The organism is Janthinobacterium sp. GW822-FHT07A03 (assembly GCF_058798815.1).
Genome location: NZ_JBXAKW010000046.1, coordinates 1 through 694, shown reverse-complemented (window position 1 = coordinate 694; position 694 = coordinate 1). Strand labels below are relative to the sequence as shown.

General features: G+C 65.1%; 1 protein-coding gene. It reads left to right on the top strand.

The window, feature by feature from the left end:
• Positions 1-694 (top strand): beta-ketoacyl synthase N-terminal-like domain-containing protein (locus AC1RJW_RS29710; protein WP_493048115.1); only part of this gene is annotated, 694 nt, incomplete at both ends.

Genomic DNA, 694 nt, shown 5'->3' with positions numbered 1-694 from the left:
AGCGCGCCGGCAGCGAACTCGATCCTTCCATCCTATTTGAATACCCGACCATCGCCAGTTTTGCCAAGTGGCTGTGCGGCGCCCATCCGCATCTCCTGTCGGCCAGCGTGCCAGGCACCAGCGCACCGGAAATGCCGGTATCCGTGCCGGCGCCACTAGCCGCGCCGCAGCTGTCGCAGCCATCCGCGCCACCCCCGCTTGCGCACGCGGCGCTTCAGGACATCGCCGTGGTGGGACTGTCCTGCCGTTTTCCCGGCGCGCCGGACTTGGCGCAATTCTGGACGCTGCTGGCCGAGGGCCATTCGGCAATCGCGCCCGTGCCGGCGCATCGCTGGGGCTACGACAGCGGTCACCATGCCGGACTGCTCGATAGCATCAGCCATTTCGATCCGGCCTTCTTCCTGACGTCTGCCGCGGATGCGCGCGCCATGGATCCACAAGCCTTGCTGCTGCTGGAAGAGACGCTCAAGCTGTTCTGCCACGCGGGCTACGGCCTCGATGAAATCAAAGGCAGCGCCGTGGGTGTGTATGTGGGGGCGCGCAGCCAGCACCGGGCCAATGACGAAGCGTTCAGCAAGGCGACGAATCCTGTGATGGCGATCGGCCAGAACTACCTGGCAGCGAACGTCTCGCAGTTCTTTGACCTGCAAGGTCCCAGCCTGGTGCTCGACAGTGCTTGCTCATCGGCCCTGGT